This is a genomic window from Bradyrhizobium barranii subsp. barranii (assembly GCF_017565645.3).
In the GTDB taxonomy this organism is placed as follows: domain Bacteria; phylum Pseudomonadota; class Alphaproteobacteria; order Rhizobiales; family Xanthobacteraceae; genus Bradyrhizobium; species Bradyrhizobium barranii.
The window spans coordinates 279738-297814 of sequence record NZ_CP086136.1; the positions used below are offsets into that span (position 1 = coordinate 279738).

The 18077-nt window shown below is 64.2% G+C and carries 19 protein-coding genes; 3 read left to right on the plus strand and 16 right to left on the minus strand.

Annotation, left to right across the window (positions count from 1 at the left end):
• Window positions 1-29 precede the first annotated feature (29 nt).
• Window positions 30-476, plus strand: a complete 447-nt coding sequence (locus J4G43_RS01265) for a cyclic nucleotide-binding domain-containing protein (RefSeq protein ID WP_208083831.1) — start codon at window positions 30-32, stop codon at window positions 474-476.
• A 14-nt stretch (window positions 477-490) separates the two neighbouring features.
• Here J4G43_RS01265 and xth read toward each other — a convergent pair whose 3' ends face one another.
• The 14 genes from xth to J4G43_RS01335 all read right to left on the minus strand — a co-directional run bounded on the left by xth (window position 491) and on the right by J4G43_RS01335 (window position 14186).
• Window positions 491-1306, minus strand: a complete 816-nt coding sequence (gene xth, locus J4G43_RS01270; RefSeq protein WP_014490778.1) for an exodeoxyribonuclease III — start codon at window positions 1304-1306, stop codon at window positions 491-493.
• Between the two features lie 201 nt (window positions 1307-1507).
• On the minus strand, window positions 1508-2251 hold the full coding sequence (locus tag J4G43_RS01275; RefSeq protein ID WP_028150187.1) for an outer membrane lipoprotein carrier protein LolA: 744 nt from the start codon (window positions 2249-2251) through the stop codon (window positions 1508-1510).
• Between the two features lie 150 nt (window positions 2252-2401).
• Window positions 2402-4882, minus strand: a complete 2481-nt coding sequence (locus tag J4G43_RS01280) for a DNA translocase FtsK (RefSeq protein WP_208083832.1) — start codon at window positions 4880-4882, stop codon at window positions 2402-2404.
• 9 nt (window positions 4883-4891) lie between these two features.
• Window positions 4892-6106, minus strand: coding sequence for an aminotransferase class I/II-fold pyridoxal phosphate-dependent enzyme (locus tag J4G43_RS01285; protein ID WP_208083833.1), 1215 nt, complete (start codon window positions 6104-6106; stop codon window positions 4892-4894).
• Between the two features lie 360 nt (window positions 6107-6466).
• Window positions 6467-6871, minus strand: a complete 405-nt coding sequence (locus tag J4G43_RS01290; protein WP_208083834.1) for a GFA family protein — start codon at window positions 6869-6871, stop codon at window positions 6467-6469.
• Between the two features lie 136 nt (window positions 6872-7007).
• Window positions 7008-7880, minus strand: a complete 873-nt coding sequence (locus tag J4G43_RS01295) for a hypothetical protein (protein ID WP_225004573.1) — start codon at window positions 7878-7880, stop codon at window positions 7008-7010.
• On the minus strand, window positions 7804-8607 hold the full coding sequence (locus J4G43_RS01300) for a caspase family protein (protein WP_225004576.1): 804 nt from the start codon (window positions 8605-8607) through the stop codon (window positions 7804-7806). Before J4G43_RS01300 ends, J4G43_RS01295 begins: the two co-directional genes overlap by 77 nt.
• A gap of 217 nt (window positions 8608-8824) precedes the next feature.
• On the minus strand, window positions 8825-10273 hold the full coding sequence (locus J4G43_RS01305; RefSeq protein ID WP_208083835.1) for an ammonium transporter: 1449 nt from the start codon (window positions 10271-10273) through the stop codon (window positions 8825-8827).
• A gap of 37 nt (window positions 10274-10310) precedes the next feature.
• The gene (locus tag J4G43_RS01310; RefSeq protein ID WP_008142813.1) at window positions 10311-10649 is read right to left on the minus strand and encodes a P-II family nitrogen regulator; all 339 of its coding nucleotides are present in this window, start codon (window positions 10647-10649) and stop codon (window positions 10311-10313) included.
• 392 nt (window positions 10650-11041) lie between these two features.
• A complete protein-coding gene (locus J4G43_RS01315) occupies window positions 11042-11644 on the minus strand; it encodes an ATP-dependent Clp protease proteolytic subunit (protein ID WP_208083836.1) in 603 nt (200 codons plus the stop codon).
• A 42-nt stretch (window positions 11645-11686) separates the two neighbouring features.
• Entirely contained in the window at window positions 11687-12043 is a 357-nt protein-coding gene (locus J4G43_RS01320) for an SRPBCC family protein (protein ID WP_028150192.1), read from the minus strand.
• Between the two features lie 12 nt (window positions 12044-12055).
• Window positions 12056-12370 carry an ArsR/SmtB family transcription factor gene (locus J4G43_RS01325; protein WP_014490770.1) on the minus strand — a complete coding sequence of 105 codons (315 nt, stop codon included), beginning with the start codon at window positions 12368-12370 and terminating at the stop codon, window positions 12056-12058.
• 42 nt (window positions 12371-12412) lie between these two features.
• Window positions 12413-13714: an ammonium transporter gene (locus tag J4G43_RS01330; RefSeq protein WP_208083837.1), complete on the minus strand. Its 1302-nt coding sequence runs from the start codon at window positions 13712-13714 to the stop codon at window positions 12413-12415.
• Window positions 13715-13847: 133 nt separating this feature from the next.
• A complete protein-coding gene (locus J4G43_RS01335; protein ID WP_008142802.1) occupies window positions 13848-14186 on the minus strand; it encodes a P-II family nitrogen regulator in 339 nt (112 codons plus the stop codon).
• 239 nt (window positions 14187-14425) lie between these two features.
• On the opposite strand from J4G43_RS01335, the gene J4G43_RS01340 reads away from it, so the two are divergent.
• Window positions 14426-15337, plus strand: coding sequence for a DUF4339 domain-containing protein (locus tag J4G43_RS01340; RefSeq protein WP_208083838.1), 912 nt, complete (start codon window positions 14426-14428; stop codon window positions 15335-15337).
• Between the two features lie 37 nt (window positions 15338-15374).
• On the opposite strand, the gene tesB is transcribed toward J4G43_RS01340, so the two are convergent.
• Window positions 15375-16238 (minus strand): acyl-CoA thioesterase II, encoded by an 864-nt coding sequence (gene tesB, locus J4G43_RS01345; RefSeq protein ID WP_208083839.1) that lies wholly within the window; start codon window positions 16236-16238, stop codon window positions 15375-15377.
• A gap of 216 nt (window positions 16239-16454) precedes the next feature.
• On the opposite strand from tesB, the gene J4G43_RS01350 reads away from it, so the two are divergent.
• Window positions 16455-17675, plus strand: a complete 1221-nt coding sequence (locus J4G43_RS01350; protein ID WP_208083840.1) for a ubiquinone biosynthesis hydroxylase — start codon at window positions 16455-16457, stop codon at window positions 17673-17675.
• Between the two features lie 138 nt (window positions 17676-17813).
• Here J4G43_RS01350 and J4G43_RS01355 read toward each other — a convergent pair whose 3' ends face one another.
• A complete protein-coding gene (locus J4G43_RS01355; RefSeq protein WP_011083431.1) occupies window positions 17814-18011 on the minus strand; it encodes a Trm112 family protein in 198 nt (65 codons plus the stop codon).
• Between the last annotated feature and the right edge of the window lie 66 nt (window positions 18012-18077).

The following is an 18077-nucleotide window of genomic DNA, read 5'->3' on the forward strand; positions in this document are numbered from 1 at the left end:
ATCGCATGCCCTTTGAGCCCCGGACCTAAATGTCAATCGACGACGACGTAACGCTTCTCGAGCGTGTCCCGACACTGCGCTTGTTGGGAGACGCGTCGTTGCGCATGCTGGCGATCGGCTCCGAGCAGCGTAATTTCGTCCGCGGCGACGTCCTGTTCAATCTCGGCGACGAAGCCGATGCCGGATACGTGGTTCAACGCGGCGCCTTTCGGGTCGACGACGGCGCCGGCGCGGAGATGATCGCAGGTCCCGGCGCGCTGATCGGCGAGCTCGCGCTGGTGGTGCCGATGAAGCGGCCGTCGAGCGCGGTCGCGCTGGAGCACGCCTCCGTCATCCGCGTCGCCCGCAGTCTGTTTCAACGCGTGCTCGAGAGTGACCCCGCGGCTGCGGTGCGCCTGCGTGACGAATTCGCGGTGCGCTCCAGCCAGATCGCGAGCGATATCCTGATGGCGGGCGCGAAGCTGACGTCGTCGTAGCCCAGACGGCGCCGTCAAACCTCCAGTGTCACCGTCACCGGCACGTGGTCCGACGGGCGCTCCCAGCTCCGCGCGTCGCGCAGGATCTTGAAATCGCTGACCGCGTCCTTCAATGCGCGCGAGACCCAGATGTGGTCGAGCCTGCGGCCGCGATCACCGACGGTCCAGTCGGCGGAGCGATAACTCCACCACGTATAGACCTTCTCCGACATCGGAAAACGCTCGCGCGCGACGTCGACCCACTCACCGGCTGCCAGCGCGGCTTGCAGCTTCTCGGTCTCCACAGGTGTATGCGAAACCACTTTGAGAAGCTGCTTGTGCGACCAGACGTCGTTCTCGTGCGGCGCGACGTTGAGATCGCCGACCAGGATGTGGCGATCCTCCCCGCGCGGATGCAGCGGCTCGCAGGCCTTCATCTCGTCGAGGAAGCGCAGCTTGTGGTCGAATTTCTCGTTCAGCGCGGGATCGGGAATGTCGCCGCCGGCGGGCACGTAGAAATTATGCAGCACCAGCGGCTTTGCGATGCTGGCCTTCTCGCCGAACGAGACCGAGATGTGGCGCGAATCCACCTTGTCGCAGAAGGTGCGGATGTCTTTCGATTCGAACGGAATCTTTGAGACGATGGCGACGCCGTGATAGCCCTTCTGCCCGTTCAGCGCGACATGCTCATAGCCGAGCCGCTTGAAGCGCTTCAGCGGAAAGGCATCGTCGATGCACTTGGTCTCCTGGAGGCACAGCACGTCCGGCCGCGCGCTCTTGAGAAACTTCGCGACCAGGTCGATGCGCAGCCGCACCGAGTTGATGTTCCAGGTTGTCAGGGAAAGACGCATGAGGGATGCGTCTTAGCAAGCTCTCGTAGGGCGGGCAAAGGCGCAAAGCGCCGTGCCCACGTCTTTTAGGGGATGGGTGCAAGGTTCGTAGCAAGCCCTCGTAGGGTGGGCAAAGCGAAGCGTGCCCACCATGCCTGCCGCAAGGAGAGATGGTGGGCACGGCGCTAATGCGCCTTTGCCCACCCTACGGCAGTAGAGCTTTCAACCCGGCGATGGGCCGTAATTGGTGAAATCGATCTTGAACATGGCAGGATCGAGCTTCTTGCCCGCATCGAGATTGTAGACCGCGATCGTGGTGTCGTAGCCCTGCGGGTCGGTGACGGTCCACTGCTTCAACTGGCCGTCCTTGGCGCCGAACATCAGCAGCAGGCGGCTGGTGCCGACCAGCGCCTGCTTCTCCTCGATGGTGACGCTGACGAACACGTCGTCAGCCGAGACGTTGACGACATTGGTGTCCTTCATCAGGTCGATGCGGTCGGACAGCAGGAAGCGCAGCGGCGTCTGCGACAGCGGATAGACGTCCTGGGTCGCGAGCTTGCGGTCGCGCACCACCAGCGACGATCCGTCGGCGACGATGTCGATCGGGCTTGGCGCGTCATATTCGAAGCGCACCTTGCCGGGCTTCTGGATGTAGAAGTCGCCCTGCGTCTTGCTGCCGTCGGGGCCGACCTGGACGAAATTTCCAACCAGTGTCGACAGCGAGGACAGATAGGCGCTGACCTTGGCCGCCTGCGCCTTCTGGTTGGCGTCAAACGTCTGGAAGATGCTGGTCGGCACGTTGCGGCGCGGATCCGGGATGACCGGGTTCGGCGGCGTCTGGGTCGCGCCGGTGACGGCGGGGCCTCCGCCATCGCGGCCCTTCGGCGCGGGCTTCGGCACAGGCACGGTCTGCGCAAACGACGCCGCGGTCACCATCGCGGCGGTGACGAGAAGCACGCCGGCCATGCGCGCGCTTCGCGCAGCGATGGTGGCAGCGAATCGAATGTCCGGATGTCTGATCAACGCGTCGTCCTGTGTGGCTGGGCGCCCTTTTAGCGTGATTTCGCTACTGCAGATATCGATTTTGCGTGAAATTATGTTCAGAGGCGGCTCGCCTCACATATGGCTGTCTTCTTCCTCGACCAGAATCTCGCGCTTTCCGGCGTGGTTGGCGGGTCCGACGATGCCTTCCAGTTCCATGCGCTCCATCAAGGAGGCGGCACGGTTATAGCCGATCTGGAGCCGGCGCTGGATATAGCTGGTCGAGGCCTTGCGGTCGCGTTTGACGATGGCCACGGCCTGTTGGAAGAGATCGCCGCCGCCATCCGCGCCCATGCCGCTGGCGTCGAACACGGCGCCACCGTCCTCGTCCTCGGTCGGCTCTTCGGCCGTGACGGCCTCGAGGTATTCGGGCTGGCCCTGCGTCTTGAGGTGACGCACCACCTTTTCGACTTCCTCGTCCGACGCGAAAGGTCCGTGCACGCGGCTGATGCGGCCGCCGCCCGCCATGTAGAGCATGTCGCCCTGCCCGAGCAGCTGCTCGGCGCCCATCTCGCCCAAAATGGTGCGGCTGTCGATCTTGGACGTCACCTGGAAGGCGATGCGGGTCGGGAAGTTCGCTTTGATGGTGCCGGTGATGACGTCGACCGACGGGCGCTGCGTCGCGAGGATCACATGCAGGCCGGCGGCGCGCGCCATCTGCGCGAGACGCTGCACCGCGCCTTCGATGTCCTTGCCGGCGACCATCATCAGGTCGGCCATTTCGTCGACGATGATGACGATGTAGGGCAGCGGGTCGAGCGAGAGCTTCTCTTCCTCGTAGATCGCCTTGCCGGTTTCCTTGTCGAAGCCGGTGTGCACAGTGCGCGTCGGTTCCTCGCCCTTGGCTTTCAATTCGAGCAGGCGCGTATTGTAGCCGTCGATGTTGCGCACACCGAGCTTGGCCATGTTCTTGTAGCGCTCTTCCATCTCGCGCACGGCCCATTTCAGCGCGACCACCGCCTTCTTCGGGTCGGTCACAACAGGCGTGAGTAGATGGGGAATGCCGTCATAGACGGAGAGTTCGAGCATCTTCGGATCGACCATGATCAGGCGGCACTGGTCCGGGCGCAGCCGGTAGACCAGGCTGAGGATCATGGTGTTGATGGCGACCGACTTGCCGGACCCGGTGGTGCCGGCGATCAGCATGTGCGGCGTGCGCGCGAGGTCGATGATCACGGGGTCGCCGCCGATGGTCTTGCCGAGGCAGAGCGGCAGCTTCGCAACCGAATCGACAGTCTCCTTGGCGACCAGCAGCTCGCGCAGATAGACCTTTTCGCGATGCGCATTCGGTAGCTCGATGCCGATGGCGTTACGGCCGGGTACGACGGCGACGCGTGCCGACAGCGCGCTCATCGAACGGGCGATGTCGTCGGCGAGACCGATCACGCGCGATGACTTGATGCCGGGCGCCGGCTCCAGCTCGTACAGTGTGACCACGGGACCCGGATTGGCTTTCACGATCTCGCCGCGCACGCCGAAATCCTGCAGCACGCCTTCCAGCGAACGCGAATTGGCTTCCAGCTCAGCCTTGCTGAGCGGTTGGCGATCGCCCGCCTTGGGCGCGGCCAGCACGGACACGGACGGAAGCTCGAACTTGTCGGAGGATTTCTTGGAAGCGGCCTTTGGTGCAGCCTTCTTGCGCGGGGCGCGCGCGGCCGGCTCCTCCTCTTCCTCCTCCTCGTCTTCCTCTTCTTCGTGCTCGTCCTCGTCAATTTCGTCTTCGGACTGCGGCGAGATCGACGGCGCGGCGCGGCCGGCGCCGAGATTCGGCTCCTGGCGGCTGAACGCAACGGCTTTGGTCTTCGGTCCGCTCGAGACCAGCGAGCGGTAAGCGGTGCCGAGCAGCCAGATCAGCCGCGCCTTCGTGCTCATCAATGCGTGGAACAGCCACCCCAGCGACACCGAGCCGCGATCGCTCTCCTCGTCTTCGTCGAGCGGCTTGTCGTCGTCCTCGATCTCCGCGAACTCGTCGTCATGCGCGCGCGCGCCGAGGCCGCAGGCGATCAGGAAGGTCGCGCCCATCGCGGCGAACAGGATCGTGCCCAGCACCATGCGATAGATCGTGCCCGCCGGTCCGAAAATCACCGCGGGCGCGCGTACGAGCGCATCGCCGACCACGCCGCCGAGGCCGGTCGGCAGCGGCCAGGCGCCGCCATGCGGCCAGCAGCTGGCAAAGCCCGCAGCGATCACGGTGCAGAGAATCCAGGAACCGAGCCGCAGCGCCTCGCGGTCGAACGGGCGATGGGTCATCATGCGCCAGCCCCAGACCGCGACCGTCAGGACCAGCATGATCGCGCCGAGCCCGAGGATCTGCATCGCAAGGTCGGCGCCGATCGCGCCGGCATAGCCGAGAATGTTGCGGATCGGCCGCGAGGTCGCGTGGCTGAGGCTTGGATCCTGCACCGACCATGTCATCAGCGCGGCCGAGGCGACGCCGGACAATGCAATCAGGCCGAAACCGGTGAGCTCGCGCATACGCCGCGCCAGCCCCTCGCGGATCGACGGTGGCAGATGGCCGACCAGTGGAATGACACGTTCGATTGCTGACATGCTCATGGGCCCCGCCTAACCCAGAGTCTCGACCAGGCGGTGCAGCGCCTGCGCCGTGGTCTCGCCATCCTGCACCAGCGCAAGGCGAATGAAACCTGCGCCCGGATTGAAGCCGTCGGGCTGGAGCCGCGCCAGATAGCTGCCGGGCACCACGCGTACGCCTGCTTCCTTGAAGAGCCTGAGCGTGATCGACACGTCGTCGCCGAGCGCGGACGTGTTGAGCCAGACGCAGAAGCCGGCGTCAGGCCGGCGATAGCCGTAACGATCGCCGATGATCTGGTCGGCGAGATCGAACTTGATCCGGTAGAGCCTGCGGTTCTCCTCGACATGCGCCTCGTCGCCGTAGGCAACGGTCGCGACATGCTGGAGCGGCACCGGCACCTGCGGCGCCGCGATGTTGCGCAGCTCGAGGAACATGCTGATGAATCGCTTGTCGCCGGCGGCGTAACCGACGCGCAGGCCCGGCAGGTTGGAGCGTTTCGACAGCGACTGGAACGCAACCACGCGGGTGAAATCAGGGCCGGCGCATTCGAGCGCGCTCCCCGGGGCCTCGCGGGTGTAGATTTCGGAATAGCACTCGTCGCTGAGGATCACGAAGCCGTAGCGGTCGGCGAGCTGCTTCAACCGCCTGAAATAGTCGGGTTTGGCGACCGAGCCCTGCGGATTGGCGGGCGAGGCCAGATAGAACGCCACCGTGCGCGCCAGCGTCGCTTCGTCGATGGCATCGAGATCGGGCAGAAAGCCGTTTTCCACGGTGGTCGGCAGGTAGACCGGCTCGCAGGCCGCGGCTCGGGCGCCGGCGCCATAGACCGGATAGAACGGGTTCGGCATCAGGATGGCGGGCTTGCCGGGGCGCGGGCCGACATAGCGCGCGGCCGCGATCGCGGCGAGGAACAGCCCCTCGCGGCTGCCATTGAGGACGAGAATCTCGTTCTCGGGGTCGAGCGGCCGCGGCAGCTTGAAGCGCGACGACAGCCAGGCGCCCGCTGCCGTGCGAAACGGGTCGGTGCCCTTGTTCGCGGGGTAACGGCCAAAATCGGCGATGTGCTTGGCCAGCACCGGGCCGACGAAGTCAGGCACGGGATGCTGGGGCTCTCCGACTGCAAGCGTAATCAAGGGCTTACCCGGTTGATGGGGTGCCAGCAGCTCGTTCAGCCGGACGAAGGGCGAGCGTTCGCTATCGGAGCTTCCACTGTCCTGCGGCGCACGGGATGAAGCGGTTATAGCCATTCTGGACGCCAGCACTCTTGGAACAGCCGGTCGCACCAAGGCGCCGGCGGGAAGCGGTTCACTTCACCATAGATAGGGCGAGGTTAAGACGCGATTAACCATCGGCTTTCCGCGCCATCAAGAGTCATTTCCGTGACCCGGATTTGAGGTTCGGCCCGACCGGAGCGGGACTAATGAGGCCGGATACAGTGGACGATGGCGGGCCCGGGTCTCGTCAAGGCCGGGCCTGTCTCGGCCATCCCCGGCCTTCCTGCCACGCTCCAGGAACGTTCATGCCCGGGCCTTCGCCTCGCCGAAGCGGGCTTCGGCCGCGCAGGCGGGGCAAGCCCGGGCATGGCGAGTTTCCGGATATGGGCGCGCCTAGTGCCCCGGCAGCTTCTCGAACGTCGCCATGCCAGCGGGGATCGCGTGAAACTCCTGCTTGTCGCAGGTGTAGATCGCCATTTGCGGATGGAACTGCTTTGGCTCGTCCAGGGTGCCGACCTTCAGGATCGCCGCTGGCAGTCCCGGAACCTTGGTCACCAGATGGGTGCCGCATTCGGCGCAGAATTCGCGCGTGACGGCGCGTTCGAGATCCTTGCGCGTGAACTGCTTGGGCTGCCCGGTGATGTAGCTGAAGCCGGACACCGGCATCGCGATGAAGGTGTTGGGCGCGCCGCCCGAGATGTACTGGCACTCGCGGCAATGGCACTGGGCCTGCATCATCGGATCGCCTTCGGCCACGTAGCGCACTTCGCCGCAATAGCATCCGCCTTCCAAACGCATGACGACCTCCCGATTTGTTTTTCGTTGTGGTCGATATTTCTGCGCCGCAATCTGAAATGGCAATCTATTTCTTTTGCGCAACGGTCAAAAAGACCATGGCGTTCTCGATGGGAAGGCTGCGGAGAATGCCTTGCGCCTATCGCTTGGCGATGCCGCAGCCGTTGAAAGCTCGACTTCTCCAGCATCCGCTGCTCATGCATTCCGCTTCTTGCCGCACGCAGAAGGTTGAGCCACAGTTGGGCTGGCCGCCAAAACTGACGCAAGCCACCGCGCAATTTCTGCGCATCGTGGAGCAGCTCATCCCGTTGCCGCCCGGCGCGGCCTGTCCGCCGTCGCGCCGATCGGAAGGCGCAGCAGCCGCATTGTCATTGCGCTTTGCGGCGCGCTTCGGGTCGGGCTGCCTCCGCTCGGATTCTCCGCTTGGCGCTGATACCTTTGAAAAGTCGTAGCGACACGGCCAATAGGTTTCCGTGCGGACCCCAGCCCCTTTGGAAGCCTTCAGTTCGAGCACGATCTTGTATCGATAGGACGAGCCCGCGGCGCGATTCAGCGGATCCTTGTCGCCAATGATACCGTTGACGGAGATGGTGCTGTTGCCGTCCGCTTCGATCTTGCCGTCATAACTCACAGAGCCGGGCTTGCCCTCGTCCCCGAGCACCGTGTGCAGCACTCCCTCCTTGATGCGAAAGACATATTGGCGATGGGCTTCCGGAAAAGGCGGTTTGCTCTCGCAGCTTTCGTTGGCGATCCAGGTTCCGTCGAAAGTCGTCGGGCGCTTTGCGCTGTCGATGGATTTCGACAGCAGCTCGATGCGGTATTTCGCCAGGTCTGCAAAGGCGCAGGACGGGAAGCGAAGCAGATGATCCTTGAAGGCCGTGATGGTCCCGAGCGCGTCCGCACCGCGCCAATGGTCGGCGGCCTCTGCGCAAGGGTCAGTCCGAGGTGAAGATGGTGTCAGCGCCGCGGGTTCGGCTTTGCCATTGAGGTAAAACTCGCCGAAGAACGACAACGACAGCTCCGGGACCTGTGATCCCTTGGTGCGACTTGTAGACGCCGGCGCCGATGGTCTGGAACACTGTATTGATGTTGTCCCTGTCGCTGATGTGCTCCAGGAACGAGCTGGTATAGGGACTGTTGCGGCCGTTGCCGTCGTCGGCCGTGCGACCGGCCTGGGTCGCATAGGAGATGATGGTGCCCTCCGGGCTCTCCATCTTGGCCAGCCCGCGGCTGACGGTTACGCCGCGCCCCTGCCCGATGTTTCGCCGGAGCTCGTCCGCGAAGGGATTGTCGCGGCAGGCGTCGAGCACGAGGATGCGCAGGTTCTTGGCCTGCTGCAAATCCGCCAGGATCTCGTCGGCGCGCACCAGGCGCCGCAGATCAACCTCGTCGCGCACGACGGCATCGACGGGCACCAGATAGTTGACTCCTGCGAATTGCAGCGCGTGTCCGCTGTAATAGAACAGGGCGACGTCGGCGCCGCGGGCCTCGCGCGCAAAGCGAAGAACGGTGTCCTGCATGGCGGCCTGATCGAGATCGGTCGCGACCAGGGGCTCGAATCCCGATCGCTTCAGCGCCGCGCCGATGTCGGCCGCATCATTGGTCGGATTGGCGAGCGTGGGAACGTTCCGGTAGGCGCCGTTGCCAATCACCAGCGCAACGCGCTTGTCGGCCTTGGCGTCGAGGGCAGACAGGGCAAGCGACAGCAAACACAAAGCCACGAAACGCAACAGGCTCATGAGACCGTGCTCCGGACGGGAGCATGATATTCACCAGTTTCGGGACAATGCAATTTGGGCTTGGTGCAGGCGTGGCCGCTGCGACGATGCGGCGCGCCAAAAAGAAAGGGGCTCCAGCTTGCGCTGGAGCCCCTCAACGGTCGGGACATTGCCGGGTATGTGCCCCAAACCGTAGTTGTGGGCACGGCCCCCGCGGAGGCCGCGCCCGGGAGAAGAGTTACATGTTGTAGGCGCGCTCGGTGTGCTCGGTGATGTCGAGGCCTTCACGCTCGGTCTCGACATTGGCGCGGAGGCCAACGATCACATCGACGACCTTGTAGAGGATCGCCGAACCGATGCCCGACCACACCAGCGTGGTGCTGACGCCCCAGAGCTGGGAGATCATCTGCGCCGCGAAGTCGTAATCGGCAACCTTCGGCGGGATCGCCGTGTAGTCGATGATGCCCGCACCACCCAGCGCCGGATTGACGAGGATGCCGGTGCCGAGGGCGCCGACGATGCCGCCGACGCAGTGCACGCCGAACACATCGAGGCTGTCATCGTAGCCGAGCGCGTTCTTCACGACGGTGCAGAAGAACAGGCAGACCACGCCGACCACGAGGCCGAGGACGATCGCACCCATCACGCCGGCGAAGCCGGCGGCAGGCGTGACGGCCACGAGGCCCGCGACAGCACCGGAGATGACGCCGAGCACCGACGGGTGACCCTTCACGATCCACTCCGCGAACATCCACGACAGCGCGGCGGCTGCGGTGGCGACGAAGGAGTTGGTCATGGCGAGGGCTGCGCCGCCGTTGGCCTCGAGGTTGGAGCCGGCGTTGAAGCCGAACCAGCCGACCCAGAGCAGCGAGGCGCCGATCATCGACATGGTCAGCGAGTGCGGAGCCATCAGCTCCTTGCCGTAGCCGACGCGCTTGCCGATCAGCAGAGCGCCGACGAGACCTGCGATGCCGGCGTTGATGTGCACCACGGTGCCGCCAGCGAAGTCGATCGCGCCCTTCTTGAAGATCCAGCCGGCGTCGGCGTTGATCTCGTCGAGCTTGGCCTGCGCCGCCGTCTTCGCAGCCGCATCAGTGGCAGCAGCGAGTGCCTTGGCAGCGTCCTGGATCATGTCCGGGCCGGGCCAGTACCAGACCATGTGCGCGATCGGGAAGTAGATCAGCGTGACCCAGAGCGGGATGAAGAGCGCGATGGCCGCGAACTTCATGCGCTCGGCGAAGGCGCCGACGATGAGGGCCGGCGTGATCGCCGCGAAGGTCATCTGGAAGCACATATAGATGAGCTCCGAGATGTTGGCGTCGACCGAGAAGGTCGCGGCCTTCGAGTCGGTGGTGACGCCCATCATGAAGGCCTTGGAGAAGCCGCCGATGAAGTCGGAGCCGCCGGTGAAGGTGAGGCTGTAGCCGTACACGGCCCAGATTACGGTGACGACGCAGACGGTGTAGAACACCTGCATCAGCACGGAGAGCATGTTCTTGGAACGGACGAGACCGCCGTAGAACAGCGCGAGGCCGGGGATCGTCATCAACAGCACGAGCACTGTCGATGTCAGCATCCAGGCGTTGTCTCCCTTGTTGACCGTTGGCTCGGCATAGGCCGCGGTCGCAGCGAACATGCCGACTGCGAGAGCCGCCAATCCCGCGCCATAGGGACGCTTAAACGTCATTTTATTCACTCCTGATTGGTAAAGGTTGAGCGCGAAATCAAAGGGCCGCGGCATCGGCCTCGCCGGTGCGGATGCGAACCGCATGGTCGAGGTTGATGACGAAGATCTTGCCGTCGCCGATCTGCCCGGTTTTCGCGGCGGACGTGATGGCGTCGATGGTCTTGTCAACCTGGTCGGAGGCGACAGCGACCTCGATCTTGATCTTGGGCAGGAAGCTCACGGCGTATTCGGCACCGCGATAGATTTCCGTATGGCCTTTCTGGCGGCCATATCCCTTGACTTCCGTCACCGTGAGACCGTGAACGCCGATGGCGGTCAGGGCGTCACGGACTTCTTCCAGCTTGAATGGCTTGATAATCGCCATAACAATTTTCATGGGTCCTATCCCCGCTTGGCCCGGTCCGGACGTGGCCGGGCGTTTCTCGACTGGTTCGCCACGAGGGAGAAGTTCACTACGCGGGCACAGCCAGCACCCTTAGAATCAAATGCCGTGCCAGATCGGGCGCGTTGCCTAACGGACTATGAAAACGGGTGTTTTCGCGTTTGACGCGTGCTGCGGTGCAGTGCGCTAATACGTCGCGCTCAAAACGTGGTCACGCCTGATCAAAAAGCGGGCACGACAGGCTGTCGACACAATTGCTGCTCACGTGTCGGGCAGCAAGAAGGTATTTTATTACAGAAGGGGCCCGACAAAGGGGCCCGCCGCCCTGCGAAATATCGAACCGGCCCTCGGCGTGCTCACGGGATGCGCGCAACCGGCCTGAATCGTCAGGCGGCCTCGCGCTCCGCAAAGACCCGGTCGATCAATCCCCACTCGACCCCCTGCTGCGCGGTCATGAAGTGGTCGCGGTCCAGGGTCCGTTCCACCTCCGCCTCGGTGCGCCCGCAATGCAGCGCGTAGAGCCGGGTGATGCGCCGCTTGGTCTCCTGCATTTCGTTGGCATGGATCAGGATGTCGGACGCCTGGCCCTGGAAGCCGCCGAGCGGCTGATGCACGTGAAGGCTCGCATTGGGCAGCGCGGCGCGGTGACCCGGCTCGCCGGCCATCAGCAGGAACGAGCCCATCGAGCGCGCGGTGCCCATGCACAGCGTATGAACCGGCGCCTTGATGAACTGCATGGTGTCGTACATGGCGAGACCAGAGGTGACCACGCCGCCATAGGAGTTGATGTAGAGATTGATCGGCCTGTTCGGATTCTCCGCCTCCAGGAACAACAATTGCGCGCACACCAGTCCGGACATCGCATCATTGACCTCGCCGTTGAGGAAGATGATGCGCTCGCGCAGGAGCCGCGAATAGATGTCGAAGGACCGCTCGCCGCGGGCGGATTGTTCGACAACCATAGGGACGAGCTGAAGCATGTCGCGCATTGGCGACCTCCATGTTTGCAGGTGACGAAGTCTTGTTGGTGTTTAAGCCGCCGCGCGCATCAGGCAGCAATTGCTGTTGGCCGGCTGCGGCAGCTTTGTTCGCTCTTCGCAGGCTTGCTGGATGATGCGGAAGCGCGTGCCGCCGTCCTCGTTCGGCTCGATCCGGAAGATGACGTGGCTCTCGCGAAACGGCGGCTCTGAATCGCGAAGCCGGTAGCGCACCTCTTCGCCTGCGATCGTTGATTCAGGCTCGGCGCCTGCGAGGTCGCAATCCGGCAGCCAGCGCTCGCGCAAGGCCGGAATGGTCACGGCGCGCCAGACCTTCGCTGGCGGCGCATCGAAATCATATTCAAGTACCAGGGCTTCGTCGGGACGATCAGGCTTCGCGGCGTCGCTCATTGATCCCAGTCCTTATTGATCCATGTCCTTGAGGAGATCGGCGAGTGCTTCCATGCGCTTCGGCCAGTAGGCGCGGTAGCGCGCAAGCCATGTGCCGATGGCCACGATTCCGTCCGGGTCGACTTCGTAGTTCACGAACCGGCCCTGCCGCTGTTCGCGCACGAGGCCTGCCGCGCGCAGCACCGAAAGATGCTGCGACATCGCCGGCTGGCTGATCTCCAAACCGTCGCGCAAAGCGCTGGCATTCAGGCTTCCGCCAGCGAGCTTCTCAAAGACTTTTCGGCGCGTCGGGTCGGCCAATGCCTTGAAGATGTCGGCTTCGATCATGCCAACACATAAGCATTTACTTATGTGTTGCGCAAGCCCCGATTACTGAAGCGCTTCTCCGTGCTGCGAAATATCCAGCCCCTCCAGCTCGTGCTCACGGGATACGCGCAAGGGCACGAACAGGGAGACCAGCTTGAGCAGGACAAAACTCACGCCGGCCGCCCAGACGAAGGTGACGGCGACCCCGTAGAGCTGGATCAGCAATTGCTGCGGATGGCCCTCGATCAGGCCGGCGGTGCCGCCGATCGCGCTGGTCGCGAACACGCCGGCCAGCAGCGTGCCGGTCAGGCCGCCGATGCCGTGGACGCCGAACACGTCGAGGGAATCGTCATAGTTGAAGCGGTGCTTGAGCCAGGTGCAGGCCCAGTAGCAGACCGCGCCGGCGACGATGCCGATGACGATGCCATGCCAGGGCGCGACGAAGCCCGAGGCCGGCGTGATCGTGCCGAGCCCGGCGACCGCGCCGGAGATCATGCCGAGCACCGAAGGCTTGCGCCGGGTCGACCATTCGATCGCGCCCCATGTCAGCGCGCCGGAGCAGGCCGCAAGATGCGTCGCGATGATCGCCAGCACCGCGCGCGAATTGGCTGCCCCTGCCGAGCCGCCGTTGAAGCCGAACCAGCCGACCCACAACAGGCCGGTGCCCATCACCGCGAGCGACAGATCGAACGGCGACAGATTTTCAGTGCCGTAGCCGTGGCGGCGGCCCATCACCTTGGCGGCGACGAGGCCGGCGGTGCCGGCCGACAGATGCACGACGAGGCCGCCGGCGAAATCCAGCACGCCCATGCTGGCGAGGAAGCCGCCACCCCACACCCAATGCGCCAGCGGAATGTAGACGAAGATGAACCAGGCGACCGAGAACACCAGATAAGCGGAGAATCTCATCCGGTCGGCGACCGAGCCCGCGACCAGCGCCACCGTGATGATGGCAAAGGTCATCTGGTACAGCATGAACAGCGCTTCCGGGATCGTCTTCGCCGCCGGGTTGACGCTGTCCATCGTCATGCCCGCGAGGAACCAGCGGTCGAGCGTTCCGATCCACGGCCCGTCGCCGACGAAGCAGAGCGAATAGCCGAACGCCACCCAGAGGATCGAGATCATCGTCACCGCGGCGAGGCTCTGCGCCATGGTGGCGAGCACGTTCTTCTTGCGCACCATGCCGGAATAGAACAGCGCCAAGCCGGGGATCGTCATCATCAGCACCAGCGCGGTGGCGACGATCATCCAGGCGGTGTCGGCTGTGTTGATCTCGGAGCCCGCGGCGTATGCGGGCGCCGCAACGAACGTCACAAATCCGAGCGGCGCAGCCATAGCAGCTGCGCGGCGCGACAATCCCGCCATGTCATTCCCCCCGGCATCAATTGGCGTCGCACGCTGTGGCGTCGTTGCCCGGTGCGATCGAAGAAGGATCAAAGCGTTTTCGAGCGAAGTGGATACCGGTTCGCGTGAAGAAAACGCGTCAAAACGAAAAGCCTTAAAGCGCGTCGCTGTCGGTTTCGCCGGTGCGGATGCGCAGCGCGTGGTCGATCGGCGTGACGAAGATCTTGCCGTCGCCGATCTGTCCGGTGCGCGCCGTCGCGGTGATCACGGCGACGGCCTTGTCGGCGACGTCGGAGGCGACCGCGATCTCGATCCGCAGCTTCGGCAGGAAGTTCACGACATATTCCGCGCCGCGATAGATCTCGGTATGACCCTTCTGGCGGCCGTAGCCTTTCACCTCGGTCACGGTCATGCCGTGGACGCCGATCGCGGTCAGCGCCTGGCGGACTTCATCGAGCTTGAAGGGTTTGATGATCGCGACGACGAGTTTCATGGTCAGGCCTATTCCCCGGGGATGCGCCACGCCGTATGTCCCCGGCGCAGCGTCAATCTGGCATCTTTCCGGGCAAATGGCATAAAAAACTTGCAGACTGAAGCGGAAAAACGTTTGGCCATGTGAACCGCCGCCTCTGTACAGGGCATCCGTTCATCCTTCACAATGCGTTTTTGGCATGGATGCGGTGAACCGAAGCGTCCCGGCCGGTACAAAAGTATGTTTGAGGGGGACGCTTCATGGCGAGTTGGTTCTACGCATCCGAGGGCAAGCAACAGGGACCCTATCCGGAAGGGCAATTCCGCGACCTGGTCGCGCAGGGAGTTGTGCGCCCGGATACGCTGGTGTGGTCCGAGGGCATGGCCGGCTGGCAGAAGGCCGCCGAAATTCCCGGCCTGATCGGCGGTGGCGGTGCGCCCCCGATGATGCCGGCCGGCGGTCCGCCGATGATGGGCTCCGGTGGTTACGCTGGCGCCGGCTACGCTGGTGGTGGCGGTGGCAGCGGAGGAGCGCTGTCGGTCGATTTCGGCATCCTCGAGTTCACCTGGCGCAGCATCGTGATGCTGATCGGCATGTGCCTCATCATTCCGGTGCCGTGGGTGTTCGTCTGGTACACGAAATGGATCGTGTCCTGCGTGAAGGTGCCCGGCCGGCCCAATCTCAGCTTCACCGGCAATGCGATGACGCTGGTGCCCTGGTTCTTCGGCTTCATCGTTCTGGCGATCGCGATCGGCGTCATCGGCAGTGCGCTGCTCAGCAATCTGCTGTTCATCGCGCAGATCGTGCTCTACTGGCTGCTGATCAAATGGATGGTCGCGAACCTCGCCTCCAACGGGCAGCCGCTCGGGCTCAGCTTCTCCGGCTCAGCTTGGGCCTATATCGGCTGGAATCTGTTGTTCGCGATCTCGATCATCACGATCATCGGCTGGGCCTGGGTCGCCGCGGCGCAGATGCGCTGGTTCTGCCGCAGCATCGAAGGCACGCGCCGTGAGATCGTGTTCAAGGGCAGCGGTCTCGGCATTCTCTGGCGCGGCATCGTCGCCGCGATCCTGTCCAGCCTCATCATCCCGATCCCGTGGGTGTATCGCTGGATCATGAACTGGTTTGCATCGCAGACCGAGCTCGCTCCGCGCGGGTCGCTCGGAGCTTGATCGCAAATCCCAGGCGCGACGAACTCGCGCCTGGGCTCTAGGACTTGCGCTCGCGCACAGAACCTTCTTGCGCGACGGAGGCGACCAGCGTGCCGTCGGGCTTGAAGATCGAGCCGCGGGTCAAGCCGCGGCCGCCGCGTGCGTTCGGCGAATCCTGCGCGTAGAGCAGCCATTCGTCGGCGCGGAACGGGCGGTGAAACCACATCGCGTGGTCGAGGCTCGCGGGCATCATGCGCTTGTCGAACAGCGTGCGGCCGTAGCGCGCCATGATCGCGTCGAGCAGCGAAAAATCCGAGGCATAGGCCAGCGCGCACATGTGCAGCGCCGGATCGTCCGGCAGCTTTGCCGCGGTCCTGATCCAGACGTGAATGCGGCCGTCCTCGATCTTCTGGCCGAAATAACGGCCGAGCTCGACCGGGCGCAGCTCGATCGGACGATCGGACTCGTAGTAGCGGCGGATGAACTCCGGCATCTCCTTGAACATCGGCTGCTTCGCTATCTCCTCCGCCGTGAGCTTTTCCGGCGGCGGCACGTCGGGCATCTTGTCCTGATGATCGAACGCGCTCTCCTCGTCGGCGTGGAACGACACCATGATCGAGAAGATCGCGTTGCCGTGCTGGATCGCGGTGACGCGGCGGGTCGAATAGCTCTTGCCGTCGCGCAGGCGCTCGACCTGGTAGATGATCGGGATCTGCGGATCGCCAGGCAGGATGAAATAGCAATGCAGCGAATGCGGCAGCCGGCCCTCGACCGTGCGGCAGGCCGCAACCATCGCCTGCCCGATCACCTGGCCGCCGAACACCCGCTGCCAGCTCGTCTTCGGGCTGTTGCCGCGGAACAGATTCACCTCGAGCTGTTCGAGGTCGAGAATCGAGATCAGGTCGATCAGGCCTTTGGACATGATGGTGCTTTCGCAGCGTCTCGTCATTCCCGGGCATCGCGACAGCGATGACCCCGGAATCCCGAGCCGATAACCTCTGGATTCCGGGTTCGCGCTTGTGCGCGGCCCGGAACGACGGAATGAGGCAGTTCCGCCCTTGTTTCACCGCACTGTTTCGCCCACCTCAAGTCTGCTAGCAAGGCCTGGAAAAGCCGAAGTGTGAGCCAGGAATTTGGTATGCCGGTACAGGGTAGCATTGTCATTGGTGGCGGCGCGTTTGCCGGCCTCGCGCTGGCCCTGGCGTTGCGCCAGGGGCTCGGGCCCGAGATTCCCGTCACCGTCGCCGACCCCGCGCTCGCGACCCGTCCGAGCCGCGACCCGCGCGCGACCGCGATCGTGGCCGCCTGCCGCCGCCTGTTCGAGGCCATCGGCGCCTGGGACGCCGTCAGGGGCGAGGCGCAGCCGATCCTCGACATGGTCGTCACCGATTCAAAGCTTGAAGACGCCACCCGTCCGGTTTTTCTGAACTTTGCCGGCGATGTCGCGCCCGGCGAGCCGTTTGCGCATATGATCGAGAACCGCCGTTTGATCGACGCGCTGGTGGTGCGGGCCGAGGCCGAGGGCATCGATCTCCGCGCCACGACGGTCGCGTCCTATGACGCGCGCCCGGAAGGCGTCGACGTGACGCTTGGCGACGGCAGCGTGATTGCGGCAAGCCTGCTGGTCGCCGCCGATGGCGCGCGGTCGAAACTGCGCGAGCGTGCCGGCATCGTCACCCATGGCTGGGAGTATGATCAATCCGGCATCGTCGTCACCGTCGGCCATGAGCGCGATCACGACGGCCGCGCCGAGGAGCACTTCCTGCCCGCGGGTCCCTTCGCCATCCTGCCTCTCTCCGGAAAACGATCCTCGCTGGTGTGGACCGACCGCCGCAGCGAAGCCGCGCGCATCATCGCGTTGAGCGACGAGGAGTTCCACGGCGAGCTCGAGCGCCGGTTCGGCCTGCATCTCGGCGAGGTCAAGGCGCTCGACAAGCCGCGTGCGTTCCCGCTGTCCTATTTCGTGGCGCGCTCCTTCATCGCCGAGCGTCTCGCGCTTGTCGGCGATTCCGCGCATGTCATCCATCCGATCGCGGGCCAGGGCCTCAACATGGGGCTGAAGGATGTCGCAGCACTGGCCGAAGTCGTGGTCGATGCCGCGCGGCTCGGCATGGATCTCGGCGGCGTCGACGTGCTCGAACGTTATCAGCGCTGGCGCCGCTTCGACACCATGGCGATGGGCGTTGCCACCAACTCGCTGAACTTCCTGTTCTCCAACCAGTCGACGCTGCTGCGCACGGTGCGCGACATCGGCCTCGGCCTCGTCGACCGCGCCCCGCCGCTGAAGAACCTCTTCATCCGCCAGGCCGCCGGTTTGACCGGTGAGATCCCGCGGTTGCTGAAGGGTGAGGCGTTGTAGCAATCGCGCAAGCTCTAACTCCTCATCCTGAGGAGCGCGCTTGCGCGCGTCTCGAAGGATGAAGGCCGAGGTGAGAGAGCCGGGCTTTCATGGTTCGAGACGGCGCTATCGCGCCTCCTCACCATGAGGGCCGCCTGATCAATCGATCTTGCGCGCCTCTTCCGGCAGCATGATCGGGATGCCGTCCCGGATCGGGTAGGCCAGCTTGGCGCTGCGCGAGATCAGCTCCTGCTTTGCGGAATCGAACTCCAGCGGACCCTTGGTCAGCGGGCAGACCAGGATCTCCAGCAATTTGGGATCGACGCTGGTTTCGGGGCGTTCGGTGGGAGCGTTCATTGGGGTCTCCGAAGATCGCTTGCCTCTAGCACAGAAAATCGCGGTCGCCCATTGCGCCAACAGAGC

Bases quoted from the DNA above. Each gene is read 5' to 3' on its own strand.
- J4G43_RS01305 (WP_208083835.1), bottom strand. From the start codon at position 10,273: ATGACGTTTAAGCGTCCCTATGGCGCGGGATTGGCGGCTCTCGCAGTC.
- tesB (WP_208083839.1), bottom strand. From the start codon at position 16,238: ATGTCCAAAGGCCTGATCGACCTGATCTCGATTCTCGACCTCGAACAG.
- J4G43_RS01275 (WP_028150187.1), bottom strand. From the start codon at position 2,251: ATGGCCGGCGTGCTTCTCGTCACCGCCGCGATGGTGACCGCGGCGTCG.
- J4G43_RS01330 (WP_208083837.1), bottom strand. From the start codon at position 13,714: ATGGCGGGATTGTCGCGCCGCGCAGCTGCTATGGCTGCGCCGCTCGGA.
- J4G43_RS01265 (WP_208083831.1), top strand. From the start codon at position 30: ATGTCAATCGACGACGACGTAACGCTTCTCGAGCGTGTCCCGACACTG.
- J4G43_RS01300 (WP_225004576.1), bottom strand. From the start codon at position 8,607: ATGAGCCTGTTGCGTTTCGTGGCTTTGTGTTTGCTGTCGCTTGCCCTG.
- J4G43_RS01285 (WP_208083833.1), bottom strand. From the start codon at position 6,106: ATGGCTATAACCGCTTCATCCCGTGCGCCGCAGGACAGTGGAAGCTCC.
- J4G43_RS01290 (WP_208083834.1), bottom strand. From the start codon at position 6,871: ATGCGTTTGGAAGGCGGATGCTATTGCGGCGAAGTGCGCTACGTGGCC.
- J4G43_RS01340 (WP_208083838.1), top strand. From the start codon at position 14,426: ATGGCGAGTTGGTTCTACGCATCCGAGGGCAAGCAACAGGGACCCTAT.
- J4G43_RS01315 (WP_208083836.1), bottom strand. From the start codon at position 11,644: ATGCGCGACATGCTTCAGCTCGTCCCTATGGTTGTCGAACAATCCGCC.
- J4G43_RS01350 (WP_208083840.1), top strand. From the start codon at position 16,455: ATGCCGGTACAGGGTAGCATTGTCATTGGTGGCGGCGCGTTTGCCGGC.
- J4G43_RS01335 (WP_008142802.1), bottom strand. From the start codon at position 14,186: ATGAAACTCGTCGTCGCGATCATCAAACCCTTCAAGCTCGATGAAGTC.
- J4G43_RS01355 (WP_011083431.1), bottom strand. From the start codon at position 18,011: ATGAACGCTCCCACCGAACGCCCCGAAACCAGCGTCGATCCCAAATTG.
- J4G43_RS01280 (WP_208083832.1), bottom strand. From the start codon at position 4,882: ATGAGCATGTCAGCAATCGAACGTGTCATTCCACTGGTCGGCCATCTG.
- xth (WP_014490778.1), bottom strand. From the start codon at position 1,306: ATGCGTCTTTCCCTGACAACCTGGAACATCAACTCGGTGCGGCTGCGC.
- J4G43_RS01320 (WP_028150192.1), bottom strand. From the start codon at position 12,043: ATGAGCGACGCCGCGAAGCCTGATCGTCCCGACGAAGCCCTGGTACTT.
- J4G43_RS01310 (WP_008142813.1), bottom strand. From the start codon at position 10,649: ATGAAAATTGTTATGGCGATTATCAAGCCATTCAAGCTGGAAGAAGTC.
- J4G43_RS01325 (WP_014490770.1), bottom strand. From the start codon at position 12,370: ATGATCGAAGCCGACATCTTCAAGGCATTGGCCGACCCGACGCGCCGA.